Source organism: Streptomyces mirabilis (assembly GCF_039503195.1).
Classification (GTDB): Bacteria; Actinomycetota; Actinomycetes; order Streptomycetales; family Streptomycetaceae; genus Streptomyces; species Streptomyces mirabilis_D.
This window is the reverse complement of record NZ_JBCJKP010000001.1, coordinates 9624467-9643340: the sequence shown is the minus strand read 5'-3', so window position 1 is coordinate 9643340 and position 18874 is coordinate 9624467. Positions and strand designations below refer to the sequence as shown.

The 18874-nt window shown below is 71.4% G+C and carries 18 protein-coding genes; 5 read left to right on the top strand and 13 right to left on the bottom strand.

Annotation, left to right across the window (positions count from 1 at the left end):
- Nucleotides 1–3 precede the first annotated feature (3 nt).
- A complete protein-coding gene (locus AAFF41_RS43745) occupies nucleotides 4–1002 on the bottom strand; it encodes a quinone oxidoreductase family protein (protein ID WP_343325820.1) in 999 nt (332 codons plus the stop codon).
- Nucleotides 1003–1136: 134 nt separating this feature from the next.
- On the opposite strand from AAFF41_RS43745, the gene AAFF41_RS43740 reads away from it, so the two are divergent.
- A complete protein-coding gene (locus AAFF41_RS43740; RefSeq protein WP_319751069.1) occupies nucleotides 1137–1766 on the top strand; it encodes a CGNR zinc finger domain-containing protein in 630 nt (209 codons plus the stop codon).
- Between the two features lie 115 nt (nucleotides 1767–1881).
- Here the strand turns inward: AAFF41_RS43740 and AAFF41_RS43735 are convergent, their stop codons facing one another.
- Entirely contained in the window at nucleotides 1882–2478 is a 597-nt protein-coding gene (locus AAFF41_RS43735) for a TIGR03086 family metal-binding protein (RefSeq protein WP_319751070.1), read from the bottom strand.
- 117 nt (nucleotides 2479–2595) lie between these two features.
- Between AAFF41_RS43735 and AAFF41_RS43730 the strand changes: the two genes are divergently transcribed.
- The 3 genes from AAFF41_RS43730 (at nucleotide 2596) to AAFF41_RS43720 (ending at nucleotide 6327) form a co-directional block, all read left to right on the top strand.
- Nucleotides 2596–3867 (top strand): aromatic acid exporter family protein, encoded by a 1272-nt coding sequence (locus tag AAFF41_RS43730; RefSeq protein ID WP_319751071.1) that lies wholly within the window; start codon nucleotides 2596–2598, stop codon nucleotides 3865–3867.
- 52 nt (nucleotides 3868–3919) lie between these two features.
- Nucleotides 3920–4960: a hypothetical protein gene (locus tag AAFF41_RS43725; RefSeq protein WP_319751072.1), complete on the top strand. Its 1041-nt coding sequence runs from the start codon at nucleotides 3920–3922 to the stop codon at nucleotides 4958–4960.
- Between the two features lie 137 nt (nucleotides 4961–5097).
- Nucleotides 5098–6327 (top strand): lactonase family protein, encoded by a 1230-nt coding sequence (locus tag AAFF41_RS43720; protein ID WP_319751073.1) that lies wholly within the window; start codon nucleotides 5098–5100, stop codon nucleotides 6325–6327.
- On the opposite strand, the gene AAFF41_RS43715 is transcribed toward AAFF41_RS43720, so the two are convergent.
- Both AAFF41_RS43715 and AAFF41_RS43710 read right to left on the bottom strand, forming a co-directional pair.
- Nucleotides 6295–7032, bottom strand: coding sequence for a DUF2470 domain-containing protein (locus AAFF41_RS43715; protein ID WP_343325819.1), 738 nt, complete (start codon nucleotides 7030–7032; stop codon nucleotides 6295–6297). The genes AAFF41_RS43720 and AAFF41_RS43715 overlap by 33 nt on opposite strands.
- Nucleotides 7033–7118: 86 nt before the next feature.
- Nucleotides 7119–7736 (bottom strand): TetR/AcrR family transcriptional regulator, encoded by a 618-nt coding sequence (locus tag AAFF41_RS43710; RefSeq protein WP_319751075.1) that lies wholly within the window; start codon nucleotides 7734–7736, stop codon nucleotides 7119–7121.
- A 122-nt stretch (nucleotides 7737–7858) separates the two neighbouring features.
- Here AAFF41_RS43710 and AAFF41_RS43705 point away from each other — a divergent pair, with 122 nt between their 5' ends.
- Nucleotides 7859–9343 (top strand): cytochrome P450, encoded by a 1485-nt coding sequence (locus AAFF41_RS43705; protein ID WP_319751076.1) that lies wholly within the window; start codon nucleotides 7859–7861, stop codon nucleotides 9341–9343.
- On the opposite strand, the gene AAFF41_RS43700 is transcribed toward AAFF41_RS43705, so the two are convergent.
- From AAFF41_RS43700 to AAFF41_RS43660, 9 genes are all read right to left on the bottom strand, one after another.
- Nucleotides 9311–10153, bottom strand: a complete 843-nt coding sequence (locus tag AAFF41_RS43700) for a pentapeptide repeat-containing protein (RefSeq protein WP_319751077.1) — start codon at nucleotides 10151–10153, stop codon at nucleotides 9311–9313. The two genes, AAFF41_RS43705 and AAFF41_RS43700, sit on opposite strands and share 33 nt — an antisense overlap.
- A 212-nt stretch (nucleotides 10154–10365) precedes the next feature.
- Nucleotides 10366–11268, bottom strand: coding sequence for an RNA polymerase sigma factor SigJ (sigJ, locus tag AAFF41_RS43695; protein ID WP_343325818.1), 903 nt, complete (start codon nucleotides 11266–11268; stop codon nucleotides 10366–10368).
- A gap of 31 nt (nucleotides 11269–11299) precedes the next feature.
- Nucleotides 11300–12601, bottom strand: coding sequence for an alpha/beta fold hydrolase (locus AAFF41_RS43690; protein WP_319751079.1), 1302 nt, complete (start codon nucleotides 12599–12601; stop codon nucleotides 11300–11302).
- Nucleotides 12602–12735: 134 nt separating this feature from the next.
- The gene (locus AAFF41_RS43685; RefSeq protein ID WP_067360334.1) at nucleotides 12736–13761 is read right to left on the bottom strand and encodes a LacI family DNA-binding transcriptional regulator; all 1026 of its coding nucleotides are present in this window, start codon (nucleotides 13759–13761) and stop codon (nucleotides 12736–12738) included.
- 76 nt (nucleotides 13762–13837) lie between these two features.
- Nucleotides 13838–15262: a BNR repeat-containing protein gene (locus AAFF41_RS43680; RefSeq protein ID WP_343325817.1), complete on the bottom strand. Its 1425-nt coding sequence runs from the start codon at nucleotides 15260–15262 to the stop codon at nucleotides 13838–13840.
- A gap of 63 nt (nucleotides 15263–15325) precedes the next feature.
- Nucleotides 15326–15646, bottom strand: a complete 321-nt coding sequence (locus tag AAFF41_RS43675; protein ID WP_319751191.1) for an L-rhamnose mutarotase — start codon at nucleotides 15644–15646, stop codon at nucleotides 15326–15328.
- Between the two features lie 17 nt (nucleotides 15647–15663).
- On the bottom strand, nucleotides 15664–16746 hold the full coding sequence (gene rhaS, locus AAFF41_RS43670) for a rhamnose ABC transporter substrate-binding protein (protein WP_319751081.1): 1083 nt from the start codon (nucleotides 16744–16746) through the stop codon (nucleotides 15664–15666).
- 100 nt (nucleotides 16747–16846) lie between these two features.
- Complete coding sequence (locus AAFF41_RS43665; protein ID WP_054233462.1) at nucleotides 16847–17827, bottom strand: ABC transporter permease; 981 nt, start codon at nucleotides 17825–17827, stop codon at nucleotides 16847–16849.
- Nucleotides 17820–18860, bottom strand: coding sequence for an ABC transporter permease (locus tag AAFF41_RS43660; protein WP_054233461.1), 1041 nt, complete (start codon nucleotides 18858–18860; stop codon nucleotides 17820–17822). Before AAFF41_RS43660 ends, AAFF41_RS43665 begins: the two co-directional genes overlap by 8 nt.
- Nucleotides 18861–18874: the final 14 nt, after the last annotated feature.

The window sequence follows — 18874 nt, the reverse complement described above, 5'->3', positions numbered from 1 at the left end:
AACTCATTTCTCCTGAACGGCCAGCACGATCTTGCCCCGGTTGTCGCGCCGCTCCAGGCGTTCGTGGGCCGCGCGCGCCTGGTCCAGCGGGACCACCGTCTCGACCGGCACGCGGTACGTGCCCGCCGCGACCCGCCGGGCCAGCTCGCGCAGGTCCTCGCGCGGGTCGTAGCCGTGGATCTGCAGATTGGTGAGCTGGAAGCCGAGGACGGCGGCGTTCTTCGGATAGAAGTCGCGGGTGTCGATCGTGCTCGGCTCCAGGGCGACGTTGGCGAGGGCGACCACCCGCCCGCCGTGCCCGACCTCGCGCAGACTCCGTCCGAAGGCGGGGCCGCCGACGGTGTCGAGGACGACGTCGGCACCGCGCCCGCCGGTCAACCGCAGCACCTCCTCGACCTCCGCGTCGCCCGGGTGCGCGGAGGTGTCGAGGGTGTCGTGGGCGCCGAATCCCGCGGCCCAGGCGGTCTTGTCGGGTGAACCCGCGAGCGCGACGACACGGGCGCCGGTCCCGGCGGCGATCTGGACGGCCGCGCTGCCCACCCCGCTCGCGGCGGCCTTCACCACCACGGTGTCGTCCTTGGTCACCTTCGCCAGATGGCGCAGGCAGTACCAGGCGGAGAGCCAGGCCACGGGCAGGGCGGCGGCCTCGGTCAGCTCCAGACCGTCCGGCACGACCGTGACCTGTCGGGCGGGCACGACGGCCAACTCGGCGTAGAAGCCGGGTGCGTTCACCCCGTCCAGGGCCATGACCCGCTGTCCGACCTCGATGCCGGTCACCCCCTCCCCCACCGCGAAGACGACGCCGGCCGCCTCCACCCCCGGGATCAGCGGTGGACGTCCGGCCCGGTGGTACCGCCCGGCACGGACCAGCGCGTCCGCCCGGTTCACCCCCGCCGCCACGACCCGCAGCAGCACCTGGCCCCGGCCCGCGACCGGGTCGGGGACCTCCGTCGGCACCAACACCTCGGGCCCGCCGAACTCGTCGATCCGCACCGCACGCATACCGCACCTGCTTCCTGGTGGACGCACCGGAGCACCGCGGAATCCGAGGGGACCCACGGGAGCAGTGACACCGGTTGAAGTGGTGTCACCATGCGACACCACTTCAACCGGTGTCAAGGCGCTACACTCGGACCATGCCCTCCGCTCCCGCCGCCGCCCCCGAGCCCGCCTCGCCGTTCCCCTTCATCGGCGGACGCCCCTGCCTGAACTTCGTGGCCACGCTCGGCAAGCGGCACGCCACCCCCCTGGAGCGGCTCCCGGACCCCGACGCCCTCGCCCGCTGGATCACCGAGGCGGGCCTGAGCGCCGAGACCGACGACACCCCGGTGCGCGTCACCGAGGGCGATCTCACCCACGCCCGCACCCTGCGCGAGGCGCTCTACCGGCTCGTACGCGCCGCGATGGCCGGGGAGGCACCCGACCCGGCCGATGTCACGCGGGCCAACGAGGCGGCGGCCCGCCCCGACCTCGCCCCCCAGCTCGCCGAGCCGCAGGACGAGGGCACGGGCCCCCGGCAGCCCCTGCGCTGGACGGCCGAGCGTCCCGGACCCGCGGCCCTCGCGACCGTGGCCCGGGACGCCGTCCTGCTCGTCGGCGGCCCACTCCTTGCCAGGGTCAAGGAGTGCGGGAACCCCGAGTGCTCGCTGCTCTTCCTGGACGACTCCCAGGCCCGTCGGCGCCGCTGGTGCTCCATGGACCGCTGCGGCAACCTCGCGAAGGTGGCCGGCTACCGGTCCCGCAGCCGCACCGGCTCCAGCCGGTGACAGTGGACCGCGCCGTCCGCGCCTGCTCCAACCGGTGACGGTGGGCCCCGCCGTCCACGCCGTGGCGTCGGCCGGTCGACAACGCCGCGGTGTCCACCGTCTCTCGGTCCGCAGGTCAGGACAAGGCGGGCGTCCAGTGCGGGTCCCGGCCGAGGAAGGCGAGCAGCGCCTCCGCCCGGCCGGCGGTCGCCGGCACCGCTCGGGCGGCGGCGAACACCCCGTACGAGTCGCGCAGATGATCGGCGAGCCGATCCGCCGCAAGCCTGATCCCCTCCGCCAGCCCCTCCTCCAGCGGCGCGTCCTGGCCGGTGGCGACGGCGATGTCCCAGGCGTGCACGGCGGCGTCCATGGCGGCAGCGGCGGCGGCCAGCGGGAAGGGCAGCGGTCCGAGCGGGGTCGCGACCTCCGGGGAGTCGGCCGGCAGTTGCGCGTAGGCGTCCGCCACGCCCCGCAGCACCTTCTCCAGCGCCGTCTGCGCGTCGGCGTCCAGCGCGTCGGCGGGCCGGAAAGGGTCGGAGTCGGGCCATCCGGTGCCGGTGATCGCGGCGCCGTACGCCCGCTGATCCAGTCGCGCGTGGTTGAGGACCTGGCGCACCGTCCACTCGCTGCACGGCGTCGGCGACCCCCACGCCCGCTCCGGTACGGCGGCGGCCACCTCGCTCAGGTAGATGTGTGCCCTGGTCAGCAGTTCGAAGCCCGCGAGATCGCGCATTCCTGGTCCCCTCCTGGATGCCTTCCGGCCAGTGAGAACAAACTAGGCTCCCTTGCGGACAGTTTCGGTCCTCTATCAGCACGTTCGGTACGCCTGCGAAAAGGGAAAAGGCCAAGGATGCGAGACGTACGTGGTGCGTGGGCCGTGGCGGGCGCACAGCTCCGGAAGTGGCACGAGGAACCCGTGGTCGTCCAGTCGGTGCGGTCGGCGGGGGCCGCGACCGTCGCGTATGTGATCGCGCTGCGGCTCAGTCCGGAGCCCGCGCCGCTCACCGCCCCGCTCACCGCGCTCCTGGTCGTGCAGGTCACGCTCTACGCCACCCTCACCACCGGCATCCGCCGGGTGAACTCCGTGGTGGCGGGTGTCGTCGTCGCCATCGCCTTCAGCGTTCTCGTGGGTCTGACCTGGTGGAGTCTGGCCCTGCTCATCCTCGCCTCGCTGGCCGTCGGCCATCTCGTCCGGGTCAGCGAGTTCGTGCCCGAGGTGGCGATCAGCGCCATGCTCGTGCTCGGCGTGACCAGGGTCGGGGACACGGCCTGGGCCAGGGTGCTGGAGACCCTGATCGGCGCGGTGGTCGGACTCGGCTGCAACCTGCTCTTCGCTCCGCCGGTGTGGGTGGGCGCGGCCGGCGAGTCCATCGAGGATCTGGCACGGCGGGTACGCCAGTTGATGCTGCGCATGGGCGAGGAGGCGGCCGGTCGCACCCCCGTCGAGCACGCCACCGCCCGGCTGCACGAGGCGCGCCGCCTGGACCACGACATCGTCCAGGTGGACGCGGCGCTCCGGCAGGCCGAGGACAGCCTCAAGCTCAATCCGCGCGTACGGGAGGGCCTGCTGCACCGGATCGTGCTGCGCACCGGCCTCGACACGCTGGAGATCTGCACGGTGGTGCTGCGGGTGCTCGCCCGCACCCTCACCGACCTCGCCAAGGAGCGCGATCCCGAGCCGCTGTTCGAGCCCCAGGTGGGGGCGACGCTGGAGCAGCTGCTGTCCGAGGTGGGCGACGCCGTGGTGAGTTTCGCGGTCCTGGTGACCACGGACATCAGTCAGAACGCCGAGTCGGCCGAGGACCGGCTCGCCGCGGAGCTGTCCACCGCCACGGCGACCCGCGACAAGCTGGCCCAGCTGCTGCTCGACGAGGTGCGGCGGGACGCCCGGCAGTGGCAGCTGCACGGCGCCGTCCTCACCGAGATCACCCGCATCCTGGACGAGCTGGACACGGAGCACCGCTCACGGCGGCTCATGGAGGAACTCGACCGCGGCACCCGCGAAGAGCGCGAGCGCCGTGACCACCTCGTCCGACTGCGGCAGCGCCTTCGGACGCTCCGCGGGCCGCGACAGCCGCGCTCGGACCGGAACCGTCCCCCCGTCTCCGGTCGTTCTCTCTGAGGACAGCCGTTCCGTTTTCGGGGGCGGGGGCGACGACGGGGGGAGCGGACGGATGGCCGACGACGCAGTGCGGATCGACGGGAACACACTGCGCCTGCCGGGCGGGGTGCGGGTCCGGTTCATGCGGACGCTGCGCCTGCCCGAGACGGGCACGCACGAACTGCCGCCCGGGCTCGGCGAGTTCCCCGTGCGCCGCGTCGAGGACCACGCGGACACCGTGCCCGCCGAGTGGCGTGCGCGCGGCGGTGTGATGCTGCCGGTGTATCTGCGCGAGGCCATGTGGCTGAGCTTCGCGGGCTCGACGGAGCCGGCAGCGCTCCAGGTCGGCGTGGGCAAGGTGTGCGCGGTCTCGGGCAGGCCGTGGAGCTCCCTGCTCGCCCAGGACCCGCAGAACTACGTGGTGCTCCCCCGCCAGCGCTGGCTCGACGGCATCAACTCCGGGAAGGGCACGGTCCGCCAGTTCGTGGCCGTGCCGCTGGGGCTCGGCGCCACGGTCGAGGGTCAGGTCACCGGCGAGGAGGTGTGGGGCGGCCTGCAGCTGCAGTCCTTCCGGCTGAATGACGCGGAGCTCGCGAAGTGGCGTGAGTGGGAGCGCCGCCGGTCCGTGAGCACGAGGTCGGTGAAGAGCGTGTCCGCCTTTGGCGCCGCCCCGCCGGCTCCCGGCGCCGCCATGGCCGCGGCGCCCGCCTCGGCGGCCCGCGCGAGGAGCGCCCCGGCCATGGGACTCGGCGTGGGGGGCTCGATGCGCCAGGAGGTCTACGTGGACGAGCGGTCGCGCGGCGCCTGGGCCAGTGAGCCCGCCGGCCGGGTGTTCGTGCATCTCGTGACGCCTCCCGAGTGGCGCCGCATCACGGGCGAGGCTCCCCCGCCGTCCCCCGTCGACCGCGCGGCGTACACACGGGCCGGGCTGCCCTGGTTCGAGTACTACGACGACGCGGCCCAGGACGTCGCCCCCACGGACACCCTGGGCTCGGTGCGGCCGGTCGGCGAGTGGCTCGGCGACGACCACGAGCCCTGGCAGGAGCCCGCGCCCCACCAGGTGAAACAGCTGGGCGACACGCCGGGCGAGCCGGTCGAGGACGGTGACTGGTAGGCAGCCCCACCCGGTCGTCGGGCGTCCCCGCCCATCGTTGCACGGAGCGCAACGAGCTTTGCCGTTCTTGCACTCCTCGGGTGTCGCACGCCAAGGTGGCTGTGACGACCGAGGCAACCGACACCCGAGGTGCAGGTATGAACAGTGGCGCGGATCCGTCGCGGGACGCGGGCGGCGGCTGGGGCAGGCGCCGGTTCCTCGGGGCGCTGGCGGGGATCACCGCCGTGACGACGGTTCCGGCACCGGCCGCGCCGCGCACCCGCCCCGCGGCCGCCACGACCCCACCCGCCGAGGGCTCCCCCGCCACCTCGGCCCCCGGGCCGACCTCTTCCTCCCCCGCCGTCCGTCGGCTGTTCCTCGGCACGTACACCTCGGTCCAGGGCGGTGGAAAGGGGATCGGTCTGGCCACGTACGACCCGGTGACGGGCACCGTCACCGCCACCGGCACGCTCACCGGCATCGGTGACCCGTCGTACCTCGCCACGCATCCGAGGGGCCACACGCTGTACGCCGTCGACGAGCGGCCGGAGGGCGCCGTGACGGCCGTACGGCTCGCCGACAAACGAGTGCTGAGCACCCGGAGCACCGGCGGCGCGGGCCCCTGCCACCTCTCCGTGCATCCGAGCGGACGGTGGCTGCTGAGCGCCAACTACACCTCGGGCAGCGTGGCCGTGCACCCCGTCGACGCCTCGGGCGCGCTCGGCGAGCGCACCGACCTGGTCACCCACTCCAGTCCGGCACCGGGCCCCGGCCAGGACGGGCCGCACGCGCATCAGTTCGTGACCAGTCCGGACGGCGGGCACGTCCTCGCCGTCGACCTGGGCACCGACACGGTCTACACCTACCGCCTGGACCAGTCGAAGGGAACGCTCACCGAGGTCTCCCAGGCGCACACCCGGCCGGGCGCGGGGCCACGCCATCTCACCTTCCACCCCGCCGGCCGCTTCGCCTATCTCGCCAACGAGGTCGACAACACGGTCGTGGTCTGCGCGTACGACCCGGCGAGCGGACGGCTCACCCCGGGCGACCCGCAGTCCACCGGCACGGGCGCGGGCACGAACTACCCGGCGCAGCTCCTGGTGACGTCGAACGGGTCATACGCCTATCTCGCCAACCGCGGCCACAACAGCCTGACCCGGTACGGGGTCGAGGCGGCCGGTGCCCGGTTGAGGCTCCTGGACACCGTGCCGGTCGGCGGCGACTTCCCGCGCCACCTAGCCTTCTCACCGGACGAACGGCTGCTGTTCACGGCGAACCAGCGCTCGAGCACGGTCAGCGTCTTCCACGTCGAGGGCGCGAGCGGTGAACTCCACCTCGCGGGCAAGCCGTTCGTCTCACCCGTCGCCGTCTGTGCGCTGCCGCTGTAGCGCGCGGGGGCAGTTCGCGGAACTCGCCTGCGTGAGCAGCACATGCATCCGCTCGGTGAGCTGCGCGACGTCGTCGGCGGGCGAGTGGAAGGACAGGCGTACGTCGCCGTTGTCGCGCGCCCGTTCGATCCGCAGCGTCAGTCCGTGCCGGTCGACGGCGAGCGGCTGGACGCGGACCGCGTCGTGCAGGCTCTCGGGCTCGACGAGGCGGGTCAGCCGCTCGACGGCGTCCGGGTGCGTGTCGGCCAGATGGATGAGCAGGCTCGCCTCGGCCGTCGCGAGCGGGTCGGGGACGGCGTCCGCGAACTCGTCGAGGTCCACCACGAGCGCGCCGGACGCCTCGCGCAGCACCACGCGCGAGGGCCGGAACTCCAGGTGCCCGTCCGCCAGGACGAACCGGCCGGCCATCCAGAGCCGGGCGCGGATCCGGTTGCGGACCGGCACGGGCGCGACGTCCGCGAACTCCAGTACGGCGGAGGGCTCTCCGCGCGGCGCGCAGACCGCCGCGGCCGCCAGCGCGCTGTCGTCCGGCACGCGCAGGAGAACCCGGCCGTCCGCGGTGACGGTGTGCGCACCGACGAGTTCCTCCCTGCCACCCTCCGCGGTCACCGCGCAGGACCATGCCGCGGCGAGCACCGAGCGGGCGCGCTCGGCAGCGGCGGGCGCGGCCGTCCAGGTATGACGGTCGCCCTTGCGGTCACCCATCCCAACCCCCCTTAGGTAAGCCTTGCCTAACCTATCGGAGATCCGGGTGTACGCCAACCACGCCACACCTGCGTCCCTCGCACGAGTTACGGCGCGATGGCGCCCAGAAGCGCCCGCGCGCACAGATCCCGCAGCTGCTCCCGGGTCAGCTCCGCCCCCCTGAGCCATTCCAGACACACGGCCGTGGTGAAGGCGAGCCAGCCACGGACGGCGATCCGCAGCTCCGGCCGGTCCTCGATCCCCCCGGGAACATCGGGGTCCGCGTCGAGCGCCGCCAGGATCTGCTGCTCCTGCGCGGCCAGCGCCCGCTGGTAGACCCTGCGCACCGCCTGGTCACCGGCCGCGTCGGCGCGATGGAAGGCGCGGAAGCCGTGTGCGTGGGCCTCGACGTACGCCAGGAAGGTGTCGAGTCCGGCGCTCAGCTGCTCGCGGACGGGAGTCCCCGGCACCGCCTCCGTCAACCGCAGCATCCGCTCGCTCTCGCGCTCCACGACGGCCGCGAAGAAGTCCCGCTTGGTGGGGAAGTAGTGGTACAGGAGCCCGCGCGAGACCCCGGCGATCTCGGCGACCTGCTCGATCCACACCTCGTCGTACGGGCTCTCCGAGAACAGCCGCGCCCCGACGGACAGCAGCTGCTCCCTGCGCTCCTCGGTACTCAGCCGACGGCGCGTCCGATCCCCTCGCTCCCCCTGTTTGCCCATCATGGCCGCACCTTACTTGACGTCGGTTCAACAACGGGATCACACTGAAAACCGCTATTGAACCCGCGTACAACATGGTCAGGACAGCAGCGTCGACGTGCCGCAGGCACAAGGGAGATCGCGTCATGGCGGAGACGACAGGGGCCGTGCTGCCCAAGGGGTTCCGGAGCGCGGAGCTGGGCTGGCCCGAGCTGCACCGCATCCCCCGCCCGCCCTACCGGCTCCCCCTCGTCGGGGATGTGATCGGCGCGCACGTCCGCTCTCCGGTGCAGGACTCGATGCGATTCGGGCGCCGGCTCGGGCCGATCTTCCGGCGCAAGGGCTTCGGCAAGGAGATCGTCTTCGTGTGGGGCGCCGAGCTCGCGGCCGAGTTGGCGGACGAGACACGGTTCGCCAAGCACGTCGGCCTCGGGGTCGCCAACCTCCGGCCGGTCGCCGGGGACGGTCTGTTCACGGCGTACAACCACGAACCGAACTGGCAGCTGGCCCACGACATCCTCGCTCCGGGCTTCAGCCGTGAGGCGATGGAGGGCTATCACCCGATGATGCTCGCCGTGACCGAGCGGCTGATGGACCGCTGGGACGGGGAGCGCGCGGCGGGCCGGGCGGTGGACGTACCCGGCGACATGACGAAACTGACGCTGGAGACGATCGCCCGCACCGGCTTCGGCCACGACTTCGGCTCCTTCGAGCGCTCCAGGCCGCACCCCTTCGTCACCGCGATGGTCGGCACCCTGACCTACGCGCAGCGCCTCAACGTGCTCCCCGCGCCGCTGGCCCCGATCCTGCTGCGCGGGGCCACCCGTCGCAACGGGGCGCACATGGCGTACCTGAACCAGACGGTCGACGCCGTCGTGGCCGCCCGTCAGCACTCCTCCGGCGAAGGGGACCTTCTCGACCGGATGCTGGAGACCGCCCATCCCGAGACCGGGGAGCGGCTGACGCCCGAGAACATCCGACGCCAGGTGATCACCTTCCTGATCGCCGGCCACGAGACGACCTCGGGCGCGCTCTCCTTCGCCCTGCACTACCTCGCCCAGCACCCGGACGTCGCCGCTCGCGCACGGGCCGAGGTGGACCGGGTCTGGGGCGACACCCTCCTGCCCGCCTACGACCAGGTCGCCAAGTTGCGCTACGTCCGCCGGGTCCTCGACGAGTCGCTACGGCTGTGGCCGACGGCACCCGGCTTCGCGCGCGAGGCCCGCGAGGACACCGTGCTGGGCGGGGTCCACCCCATGCGGACGGGTGCCTGGACCCTGGTCCTGACGACGCTGCTGCAGCGCAACCCGGAGGTGTGGGGTGCGAACGCCGAGGAATTCGACCCGGACCGCTTCGACCCGGGGGCCGTACGGTCCCGAGCCGCCCACACCTTCAAGCCGTTCGGCACCGGGGCGCGGGCCTGCATCGGCCGGCAGTTCGCGCTGCACGAGGCGACGCTCGTCCTGGGGCTGCTGCTGCGCCGCTACGATCTGCGGCCCGAACCGGACTACCGGCTGCGGGTCGCCGAGCGGCTGACGCTGATGCCGGAGGGGCTGCGGCTGCACCTCGAGGACCGGGCACCCGCGGCGGACCCGGTGTCACTGCGTCCAGTGGCCCGGGCGGGTGACTGACCGCGGCAGCCTGGTCCCGGCGCTGCCCCTGGCCGCGTTCAACTGGGGCTGGGTCAGGAAGAACGCGTCGGTCAGATCGGCGTCCGTGAGATCCGTGTCGCGGAGGTCGGCGCCGATCAGGTCCGCGCCGCGCAGATCGGCGCCGGTGAGGTCGGCGGCGATGAGGTAGGCGCCGCGCAGGTTGGCACCCCGCAGGTCCGCGCCCTTGAGGCGGGCGCCCATGAGGTCGGCGCCGCGCCGCTCCTTCTTCTTGCCGCGGCCGACTCCCTCGCGCACGAGTTCGCTGGTTCGCAGCAGGAGCGTGTTGACCTGCTGTCGGTGCGCGTTCACGTCCAACGCCCCGAGTTCCTCCGGGGATCGGTTCGTCAGTCGCTCCGTCTCGGCGAGGGCTCGGCGGAGGTCGGCGTGGATCGGGCGGGCCGGGGCGAGGGTCAGGGCCTCGTTCAGGTACCAGAGCAGTTCGTGGAGCTGGCGGACGACCGGGAACACGTCGAACATCTGCCGGGCTCGTTCCCGCGGGCCTGTGCGCCAGTCCTGGCCGGCGAAGGTGACCTGGGAGACCTGCTGGCCGGCGCCGAAACAGTCGTACACCGTGCACCCGTTGAACCCCTTCTCCCTCAGCTGCGTGTGGATTCCGCACCGGGAGTCCGTCCGCAGGTTCTGGCAGGGTTTTCCCGCGTCCTTGTCGATCGCGAAGTCCGCCGAACGGGTGAAGGGCAGCGCGACACAGCACAACCCGAAACACCGACCGCAGTCGGCCCGCAACTCGAGGAGCCGGTCATCGACTGCCGTCACACTGTCTTCTCGCATGTCACCAGCGTACTGAGCCGACGGGCGCCCTCCGTGAGGGGTTCTCTCGCCCCCGCCGCCCCTACCCGTCCCATTCCTGGGGGCTCCGCCCCCAGACCCCCGGGTGCGTTCTTTGGCTGCGGGCCGGTGGGGGCTGGGCACACAGTTCCCCGCGCCCCTCAAGAGCGCTGGCGCGCATCTTTTCAGCCCGTCCGGCGTGTGAGGACCCGGGATCAGCCCGCCAGGTCGGGGAGGGCCAGGTCGAACAGGCGGGCGGGGTCGGCGAGGATGTACATCTCGACGACGCGGCCGTCGGTGATGGTGACGCCCATGACGGACAGGGGGCGCCCTTCGGGGGCCGTGACGACACCGACCGCCCCGTTGACCAGCGCGAGCCGGGAGAACTCCGCGAACTGGCGGAACATGAGCGCCTGTTGGGCGACGCCCGTCGCACCGTGGATCACCTTGGACGCCGCCGCCCCACCGACGAGCACACCGGAGTCGACACGGAGCACGACATCGGGATGGAGGACGGACACCAGCGCCTCGAAGTCCCCGGCGCGCGAGGCCGCGAGGAAGGCGTCGAGGACCAGTTTCTGCCGGGCCGGATCGAGTTCGGGCTCCGGCGCGGCAGCGCCCCGTACCCGCCGCCGCGCCCGACTCGCCAGCTGCCGCGTGGCGGCCGACGAGCGGCCCACGACGGGCGCGATGTCGTCGAAGGGCACCGCGAACATGTCGTGCAGGACGAAGGCGAGGCGCTCTGCGGGTTCCAGTGTCTCCAGGACCACCAGCAGGGCCAGCCCCACCGAGTCGGCGAGCAGCACCTCCTGCTCGGGGTCGATCCGCTCCAGGGGGCTGACCAGCGGGTCGGGGACATAGGTGTCCAGCGGCTCCTCGCGGCGCGCGGCACGCGTACGCAGCAGGTCCAGACAGACCCGGCCGACCACCGTGGTCAGCCAGCCCGCGAGGTTCCTGATCTCACCGACGTCCGTGCGGCCGAGCTTCAGCCACACCTCCTGGACCGCGTCGTCCGCCTCACTCAGCGAGCCGAGCATCCGGTACGCCACCGCCCTCAGGCGACCGCGGTGCTCCTGAAACCGATCCGCGAGGTGTTCGAGGAGTTCGTCGTCGTCCATCGCGTTGCCCTCTCCCCCGAACGGCGCCCGGTCAGACCTCGTCGCGCGACAGCGCCAGCAACCGGTCCAGGACGCGCGACCCCCCGGCCCGTACACCGTCGTGCTCGAACTCGTCGGTCACCCAGGTCCGCAGACCACCGATGGCACGGGCCGTGCGCAGGGAGTGCTCCGGGTCGACGTACATGTCGTCGTGGTAGACCGCCGCGGCCACCGGCACCTCGTTGGCGGCGAGGCGGGCGGGGTCGTACAGCGGCCGCCAGTCGGTGCGCGCGGCGAGTTCCTCGGCGGTCTCGCGGAGGGGACGCAGCGCGGGGTCGGTGTCGAACACCCAGGGGTGCACGGACTCGCCGGTGAACAGCAGCGGTCCGTCGTCCGCGAGGGCCTTGGCCGCGTCGAACTGGGGGAACTCGGCGCGCACCCGCTCGGCGGACCAGGCGGTGGGCCGGTCGTCCTGGGCGTAGCAGGCCTCGTGGACGAGCGCGTACAGGGGGTGGCCGGCGTACGAGAGGAGTCCCTGTACCTCCTCCTGGAAGGCGTCGGAGAGGGCCGGGCCCTGCGGGGTGCGGACGAAGGCCTCCTCCAGGAGGTAGTGCAGACGGTGGCTGCCCTCGCCACCGCCGAGGAGGATGCCGAGGGACTGGAAGGCCTCGACGGTCAGGCGGTAGCCGTTGCTCAGGACGGTCTCGTGGCGGAGGAGGTGGTCGGCGATCTGACGGGCCCGCTCCACGTCCTGGGGGTAACGCGCGTAGTGTGCCGCGACCTTGCGCTCGATACGGGGATACGCGGCCCGGTAGACGTCGTCCGCGTGGGCGTCGAGGGAGGGCAGGCCCCCGGTGATGAGGGCCGCGCGCAGACCTTCGGGGGCGGTCGAGAGGTAGTGCACGACGCAGAAGCCGCCGAAGCTCTGGCCGAGTACGGTCCAGGGGTCGCCGCCGGTGAGCCGGGGGCGGATGGCCTCGCAGTCGCGGACGATGGAGTCGGCGCGGAAGCGTGCGAGGTAGTCGGCCTGCGCGCCGGGGCCGCCGCGCAGCGGCAGCGTCTGGCGATTGGCGGGCGTGGAGTGGCCGGTGCCGCGCTGGTCGAGCAGCAGCACCCGGAACTCCTTCAGCGCGCGGCCGAGCCAGGCCTGCTTGCCGACGAAGCGGTTGGCGCCGAAGCCGGGACCGCCCTGGAGGTAGACCATCCAGGGGAGGTCCTGGTGCGTCTTGTCGCTCGCGACGGCCTCGCGGGCGAACAGCTCGATGCTCTCCCCCGCCGGGTCGTCGTGGTCGAGGGGCACGGTGAAACGGTGGTCGGTGAGGACGACACCGGGCTGGCGGTAGCTGACGGTCAACAGGGCTCCCGAGACGTATGGATCCAGGCTGCGTCCCAGTTGAGCACATGATCCCCGGCCGGCCGAGACCGGGGATCAAGAAAGTCGTACTGAATGGTCGCTCAGCAGGCCAGGTGCGCGGACCGTGCCGCGCGTCAGCGCGCCGACAGGCTGGAGCGGCGCACGACCAGCTCCGGCTGGAGCACCACGCGCCGGTGTTCGTGCGGTGTGGGTGCCGTCTCGGCCTCCGTCTCCTCCAGCAGCAGTTCGGCGGCGAGAGCGCCCATGGTCATGGCGGGCTGCCGCACGGAGGTGAGCGGGACGGCCGCCGCGGCGGCGAACTCGATGTCGTCGTAGCCGACGATCGCGAGGTCGTCGGGGACGCCGACGCCCGCCGCGTACATGGCCTGAAGGACGCCGAGCGCGAGCAGGTCGTTGGCACAGAAGACGGCCGTCGGGCGCTCGGCGAGGCCCAGCAGCCGCGCGCCCGCGTCGCGGCCCGCGGCCACGTCGAGGCGCTGGGTGGGCAGCTCCCGCATCGCGGTGGGCGCCAGGCCCGCCTCGGCCAGCGCGTTCAGGGCGCCCACGCGGCGGTCCCGGACCTGGTTGAGGCCGGGCGGCCCACTGACGTAGGCGATCGACCGATGGCCCGCGTCGACCAGATGCCGTACGGCCAGCGCGCCGCCCGCCACGTCGTCGACCGAGACCGAGCACTCGGTGGTGCCCTCGGCGACCCGGTCGACCAGCACGAAGGGGATGCCGTTGCGGCGGAACGTCGCGATGTTGCGCCCGGTTGCGTCGGCGGGCGTCAGCAGCACGCCGCGTACCCGCTGCTCGGCGAAGAGCGACAGGTAGTCGGCCTCCTCGCTGGCGCTCTGCGCGCTGTTGCAGACCATCACGCCGAGCCCGGCGTCCCGCGCGGCGCGCTCGGCGCCGCGGGCGACGTCCACGAAGAAGGGGTTGCCCATGTCGAGGACGAGCAGGCCCATGATCCGGCTGCGCCCGGCCCGCAGCTGGCGCGCGGACTCGCTGCGGACATAGCCGAGCCTGTCTATCGCCGACTGGACGCGGGCCCGGGTCTCGGAGGCGACGCTGTCCGGGCGGTTGATGACGTTCGAGACCGTGCCCACGGAGACTCCGGCGGCGCGGGCGACGTCCTTGATACCCACCGACTGTGCCATCAGGCAGGAACCTCCAGGGGGACGAGAAGCGGCGGGCGGGCCTTCACATTACCCGCGAGTCCGCCGACTTCGCTGGTCATGCGGGCAGCCGGAAGTCGACGACGTGGAGCGCCGAGGGCGTGGTCCCGCTGGACTTCTCCTGGAACATGACCGACAGTGTCCCGTCCTGCGAGACGCGCGTCTCGTCGATCACCACCTCACCGAAGGCGTTGAGGCCGCTGCCGTCGTACAGGAGTGTCCAGTCCGTGTACCCGGAGGACTTCGAGGCGCCCGCGATCCGGCCGAAGGGCATGATCGCGTAGGCGTTGTCGTACGTGTCCAGGATCAGCTTCGTGCGCTGGCTCGAGCCGAGGGCGATCGGGATCTCGGTCTTGGTCCAGCTGCCCGAGGGGTTCTTGCGGAGGTGGAAGGCGCGGCCGTTGTTCGTCCGGTCGGTGACGTAGTTCGTGGTGCACTGGCCGAAGCGCCCGGGCACATAGCTGATGATCGCGTGCGGCAGGCCGGTGGAGTCGGTGGCCTGGCTCTCCTGGTTCATCAGGGAGTGGTCGGGGTTGAGCGCGTCGACGACGAGTCCGGCGTCGGTGACACCCACCGTGTCGGAGCCGCCCGTGGTGCCGACGAGGGTGCCGGCGTTGTTGCGCCAGGTGCGGCCGCGGTCGGTCGAGTAGACGTAGCCGGTGTCGTGGTTGGTGATGCCGCCGCTGTTGCACATCACGGCGCCGTTCTGCTCGCGCCAGGTGAAGAAGGCGTGCAGGCGTCCGTTGACGTCGTAGTCGATGCCGTGCAGGTACATGTTGCGGGCGGTGCTCGAGCCGTGCTCGCTGGTGTACGTGCCGGTCGAGCCGGACCACTCCCCGAGAGCGGTCCAGGACGAGCCGTCGTACTCCGCGAGGGCGTTGCGCCCGTTTCCGGAGATGCCCACCCGGTAGCTCAGCTGGAGCTTGCCGTCGGGCGTGGAGACGAACTGGGGGTAGGTGAACTGCGTGGTGAGCGCGAGGCCGTCGAGCGAGGTCTGTACGGCTCCGAAGACGGCGGAGGTCCAGGCGGTGGAGGCGGGGTTGTCGAGCAGCCCGGCCACCGACTTCACGTAGAAGAAGCCGTCGCTGTGGGAGTCCATGTTGAGGTGCAGCCGGCCGTCGGTCTTCGACACGCCCATGGAGATCACGTTGTGCGAGTCGGAGGTCTTGAGCCGATGGGCGAGGGTGACCGTCGACCAACCGGACGCCCCGAGCGCCCGGCGGGCGACGACCGCGCTGCGGTCGGTGGTGTACCAGACGGCGTACTGGTAGCCCTTGTAGGTCAACAGACCGTTCTTCTGGAACGAGTTGTTGTTGACCAGGCCGTCGTACGACACGAAGAACAGGGCCTGGGCGTCGAGTTGGGTGCTCCCGGTGAGGGAGACCGAGGGGCCGGGGTCGGCCGCGCGCGCCGTACCGGCGCCGATTCCGGGGCCTGCCACACCGGTCAGCAGGGCGGTGGCCAGCAGGGTGCGTCTCTTCATGTCCGGACTCCTGGGTAGGGCTTCGCGCGGGTGAGGGCGGGCGACGGGGGCGCCAGGAAGGTGTCAGGCGAGGTGGAAGACCTCGGTGAGGGGCTTCATGGCCTCGTCGGGTCTGGCGCCGTCCAGCGATTCGAAGAACGGCGCCATCTCCGCCTGCCAACGGGCATTGATGTCGGTGGCTTCCATGCCGGCCTGCGCGGCCGCGAAGTCCTCGGTCTCCACGTAGCCGACCAGCAGACCGTCCTCGCGCAGGAAGAGCGAGTAGTTGTGCCAGCCGGTGGCCGAGAGAGCGTCGAGCATCTCGGGCCACACGGCGGCATGCCGCTCGCGGTACTCGTCGAGGCGGTCCGCGCGGACCTTCAGCAGAAAGCACACACGCTGCATCAAGGGACCCCCGGATCCTAGAAGTTGAACTGGTCGATGTTCTTGGCGTCGAAGACGGTCGGCTTGCCCAGGTTGATCACGCCGCCCTTGCCGATGGTGAACGAGCCCATGTCACCGGCCTTGAAGGTCTCACCCTCGGCTCCGGTGATCTGCCCCGAGGACAGCGCCACGGCCGTGCGCGCGGCGAGTTCGCCGAGCTTCGCCGGGTCCCACAGCTCGAAGGCGTCGACGGTGCCGTTCTTGACGTACTTACGCATGTCGTTGGGGGTGCCGAGGCCGGTCAGCTTGACCTTTCCCTTGTATTTGGAGCCGGACAGGTACTGGGCCGCGGCCTTGATGCCGACGGTGGTCGGGGAGATGATCCCCTTGAGGTTCGGGTGCTCCTGGAGGAGACCCTGGGTCTGCTGGAAGGACTGCTGGGCGTCGTCGTTGCCGTAGGCGACCTTGACCAGCTTGATGTCCTTGTACTTGGGGTCCTTCAGCTCCTCCTTCATGAAGTCGATCCAGGCGTTCTGGTTCGTCGCGGTCTGCGCGGCGGACAGGATCGCTATCTCACCCTTGTAGCCGATCTGCTCGGCGAGCAGTTGGACCTCGGTGCGCCCCAGGTCCTCGCCACTGGCCTGCGAGACGAAGGCGTTGCGGCACTCGGGGTTGGTGTCGGAGTCGTAGGTGACGACCTTGATCTTGTTGCTCATGGCCTGCTTGAGCGCGGTGCACAGGGCGCCCGGGTCCTGCGCGGACACGGCCATCGCGTTGACCTGCTGCTGGGTGAGCGTGTTGACGTAGCTCACCTGGCCGGAGGTGTCGGTGGCGCTGCTGGGGCCGACCTCCTTGTACTTGGAGCCCAGCTCCGTCAGCGCCTTCTCGCCGCCCTTGTCCGCCGAGGTGAAGTAGGGGTTGTTGACCGCCTTGGGCAGGAAGCCGACCGTGAGGCCCTTCTTGATGGCCGCGTTCGGGTCGGCCTTGCCGGTCGCGGCGGCCGAGCCGCCCCCGCTCTTCACGTCGTTCTTGGTGGTACCGCCGCAGGCGGTGACGGCCAGGGCGAGCGAGGTGACGGCGGCGAGTGCCGCGCCGGTACGACGGAGGGATGACTTGCGCATGGCATGGGGTCCTTTGATACGAGGGTGAGCGAGAGCGCCCCTTCAGGGGCGCGGGGAACTGCGCGACCAGCCACATCGGGTCCCGCAGACGCAAAACGACCTATCCAGTGGAGCGAGCCGCGGCCCTTGCCACAGCGACTTGCTGAGCGACCCGAGGGCCAAGCACAGAGACAACGAGCAGAACACCGGTGACGACGATCTGCGACTGCGCGGAAACATTCAGGAGACTCATCACGTTCTGCAGCGCGCCGAGCAGGAAGACTCCCGCGATCGCGCCGCCGAGCGTGCCCTTGCCGCCGTCGAAGTCGATGCCGCCGAGCAGGACGGCGGCGACGACGGAGAGTTCGAGGCCGTTGGCGTTGTCGTAACGGGCGCTGGCGTAGTGCAGGGCCCAGAAGACGCCGGTGAGCGAGGCCATGAAGCCGGTGGCGACGAAGAGGATCAGTTTCTGCCGCTTGACGCGGATGCCGGCGAACCGGGCGGCCTCCTCGTTGGCGCCGACCGCGAAGGCCGAGCGCCCGAACGGGGTGGCGTGCAGTACCACCACCGCGATCGCCAGAAGTACGAGGAAGGGCAGGAAGGCCTGCGGGATGAAGGTGTTCCCGATGCGTCCGGCCGCGAAGTCCTGGTACTGGGTGGGGAAGTCGGTGACCGCGTCCGAGCCGAGCACGATCTGTGCGATGCCCCGGTAGGCGGCGAGGGTACCGATGGTGACGGCGAGGGACGGCAGCCCGAGCCGGGTCACCAGCAGACCGTTGACCAGTCCGCAGACCACTCCGAGGAGCAGGCAGATCGGGATGATCGTCTCGATCGCCATGCCCTGGTTCCACAGGGCGCCCATCACCGAGCCGGACAGACCGGCCGTGGAGGCCACCGAGAGGTCGATCTCCCCGGCCACCACGAGCAGGGTCATCGGCAGCGCGATCAGCGCGATGGGCAGGGTGTTGCCGATCAGGAACGACAGGTTGAGCGAGTTGCCGAACCCGTCGACGAAGCCGAAGGAGAACAGCAGCAGGACGATGAGGAGGGCGCCGACGACGGTGTCCCAGCGGACGGCGCGCGCGAGGGACGAGTCAGCCATGGCGGGCGTTCCTCTTCTTCAGTGCGGAGGCCACGCGCAGCGCGACGATCCGGTCGACCGCGATGGCGAGGATGAGCAGGATGCCGTTGATGGCGAGCACCCAGACGGAGCTGACGCCGAGGGCGGGCAGCACACTGTTGATGGAGGTCAGCAGCAGCGCGCCGAGCGCGGCGCCGTACACGCTGCCGGAGCCGCCGGTGAAGACGACACCGCCGACCACGACCGCGCTGACGACGGTGAGTTCGTAGCCGGTGCTGGTACCCGAGTCGACGTTGCCGAACCGGGCGAGGTAGAGGGCACCCGCGAGTCCGGCGAGGCCGCCGCACACGACGTACGCGGTGAGGATCCGCTTGCGGACGGGGATGCCGGCGAGCCGGGCGGCCTCCGGGTTGGAGCCCAGCGCGTACAACTCGCGGCCGCTGCCGAAGTGCTTGAGGTAGTACGCGGTGACCAGCAGGACCGCCAGGGCGATCAGGGCGAGGTAGGGGACCGCGGAGATGCCGCCGGAGCCGAAGTCGACGAAGCCGCCGGGGAGGTCGGCCGCGGTGATCTGGCGGGAGCCGACCCAGATGGAGTCGACGCCGCGGATGATGTAGAGCGTGCCGAGGGTGACGACCAGCGCGGGCACCTGGCCGAGGCTGACCAGCAACCCGTTGACCAGTCCACAGCCGATGCCGAGCAGGACGGCCAGGAAGACCGCGACGACGGGGTTTCCGCCGCCGTGCAGATAGGTGCCGGCGGCGAAGGCGCTGATGCCGAGGGTGGAGCCGACCGACAGGTCGACGTTCCGGGTGATGACAACCAGCGACTGACCGGTGGCGACCAGCACCAGGATCGTCGCGTTCAACAGCAGGTCCTTGATGCCCTGTTCGGACAGGAACTCGCTGTTGCCCATCTGGGTGATGGCGATCATCACCAGGAAGACGACCAGGATGGCGAGTTCACGCATCTTGAAGACACGGTCCACCAGCCGGGTACCACTCGACTTGGGCACCTCGGCGGCGGGCGCGGGATTGGGTGCGGTCACCGTCATACGGCGGCCCTCCG